The following is a 2,604-nucleotide window of genomic DNA, read 5'->3' as shown; positions in this document are numbered from 1 at the left end:
CCCCGTTGGCCGGTCAAATTCCCCCACCTCTGGCCACCCCAAATTCCCCCACCCTCTGACCGTATAGCGGCGCTGTAGAAGCGCCAGCAGCGACCACCGGGAGCATCCCGTTGGCAGGACGTTATCTTTCTCCTTCGATCGTCGAGGGAGTTCGGAGTGAACGTCTTGAAACCGCATCTGCAAACCACCATCCTGACCCTGCTGGCAGCGGGCAAGAGCCAGCGCGAGATCGCCCGCATCACCAGCGTCGACCGCAAGACCATCCGCAGCCTTGCCCAGCGCACGATTAGGGGAGTTTCAAATTCCCCCGGGGTGGCCACCGGCTCGGAAGTTCAAATTCCCCCACCCCGGCCACCGGCCGGGCCGACCGTATCACCATCGGCGTGCGAACCGTATCGCACTTTCATCACCGAGCAGTTGCGCCTGCGCCGCAACTACACCGCGATCTACCAGGACCTGGTCGACCGCTTCGGCTTCGCGGCCGGCTACAACAGCGTCAAGCGCTTTGCCGGCGCGGTGGTGGCCAAGGAGCCGGAACAGTTCGACCGTCTCGAATTCGCGCCCGGCGAGGAGGTGCAGGTCGACTACGGCGAGGGCGCCATGACGCGCGTGCCCGGCACCGACCGTTACCGTCGTCCGCGCCTGTTCGTGATGACCCTGCGCTACTCGCGGCGCAGTTTCCGCCGCGTCGTATGGGAATCGAGCCAGCAAACCTGGGCCAGGTTGCACGAACAGGCATGGCGCTACTTCGGCGGTTGCTGCAGCTATGTGGTCCTCGACAACCTCAAGGAAGGCGTCATCAAGCCCGACCTGTACGAGCCGGAGCTCAACCCAGTCTATAGGGACGTACTGGCCCACTACGGCGTCGTCGCCGACCCGGCGAGGGTGCGTGACCCGAACCGCAAGGGCACCGTCGAGAACGCGATCCAGCACACCCAGAGCACCGCGCTCAAGGGCCGTCGGTTCGAGACCATCGAGGAACAAAACACCTTCCTTGAACAATGGGAAACCCGGTGGGCGGCGCCTCGTATCCATGGCAGCGCAAGGCGTCAGGTCGAGGCCATGTTCCAGGAGGAGCGCGCCCACCTCAAGCCGCTGCCGCTGGAAGGATTCCGTTACTTCACCGAGTGCGAGCGCACCGTCGCCGACGACACCTGCATCCGCATCGACCACAGCAGCTATGCGGCGCGGCCGGCCCTGATCGGCAGCCGCGTGCTGGTGCGCCTTTACGAGCACCAGATTGAGATCCGCGACCGCCAGAGCCACGCCCTGCTGCGCACGCACCCGCGTGCCCAGCGCCCCGGCAGTCTGCTGCTGCCCCACGACGAACGTCCGTTCAATCCATCGCGCGAGACGCGTCGCATCCTGAGCCAGGCGGCGGAGATCGGCCCGGCCACGCTGGCCCTGTGCCAGCATTGGTTCGAACGCGACGGGCGCGTCGGCCAGCGCAAGCTGTGGGGCATCGTGGGCCTGGTCAAGCGCTATCCGCGGCGCCTGATCGACCAGGCCTGCGCCCAGGCCCTGCGCGAGAACGTCGGCAGCTACAAGGCGATCGAGCAGCTGACCGAGCGGCTGCTAAGCGCGGCGCTGGCCGACATCGACGCGCCCGTGCAGGGCGAACTGGACTTGACCCAGCAGCACCCCTTGATCCGGGCCGGCGACGACTACGCCGACCTGTTCACCCTCGGCGCCCACACCAGCGCCACCCACCCACCAAGGAGCCACACCAATGAGCATGAACATGATTGAAATCGAGCGCGCCCTGCGTTCGTTGCGTCTGTCCGGCATACGCGCCACACTGGAGACCCGCGTGCTACAGGCGCAGGCCAACCAGGAGCCGTTCCTCGATACCTTCTCGACGATCCTGCAGGATGAGCTGGACCGGCGCCGCTCGCGACTCATCGACCGGCGCTACCAGCAGAGTGGTCTCGGGGAACGCATCACCCTGGCCGACTTCGACTGGCGCTTCAATCCCAAGCTGCCGCGCGCGGCGTGCTTCGAACTGCACACCCTCAACTTCGTCGCCGAAGGGCACAACGCGCTCATCATCGGCAAGCCCGGCACCGGCAAGAGCCACGTCGCCAAGGCGCTGGCTTACCACGCCACGCTGCAGGGCCACAACGTGCGCTACCTGGAGGCCGACAGCGCGTTTGGGCAATACGCCCTGGGCGACGCCACCGAGCAGCGGCATCAGATGCGCACGCTGCTAGACGCCGACCTGCTGGTGCTCGACGATCTGTTCCTGGCCCGCCGTATCAGCGACGCCGGCGGCGAACTGCTCCAGTCGCTGGTGCACCAGCGCTACAAGCTTAAGCGCAGCATCGTGGTGACCTCCAACCGGGTGGTGCAGGACTGGGGGAAGTACCTCGGCGACAACACCATGGCGACCACCATCCTGGACCGTCTGATGCACCGCGCGCACCTGCTGGAGTTCGAGGGGAAGAGCTACCGCTTGAAGGAGGCCGCCAGCCGTCTGACCGGCTTGGTCAAGCAGGGCGAGTCAAAAAATGACCCGGCTGCGGTCGATTAAACTACAATCCGACTGTCCTGCCTGGGGGAATTTGACCCGGCCAAGGGTGGGGGAATTTGAAGTGGCCAACGGGG

The 2,604-nt window shown here is 65.7% G+C and carries 2 protein-coding genes; both read left to right on the top strand.

Going from position 1 to position 2,604, the window contains the following annotated elements:
• The first annotated feature begins 156 nt into the window (after nt 1–156).
• Complete coding sequence (istA, locus tag BUA36_RS29825; protein WP_072791156.1) at nt 157–1,749, top strand: IS21 family transposase; 1,593 nt, start codon at nt 157–159, stop codon at nt 1,747–1,749.
• On the top strand, nt 1,730–2,530 hold the full coding sequence (gene istB / locus BUA36_RS29820) for an IS21-like element helper ATPase IstB (protein WP_072791153.1): 801 nt from the start codon (nt 1,730–1,732) through the stop codon (nt 2,528–2,530). Before istA ends, istB begins: the two co-directional genes overlap by 20 nt.
• Nucleotides 2,531–2,604 lie beyond the last annotated feature (74 nt).

The organism is Duganella sacchari (genome assembly GCF_900143065.1).
Lineage (GTDB): Bacteria > Pseudomonadota > Gammaproteobacteria > Burkholderiales > Burkholderiaceae_D > Rugamonas > Rugamonas sacchari.
The sequence above is the reverse complement of the archived record's forward strand: the minus strand, read 5'-3'. Positions and strand labels throughout refer to the sequence as shown.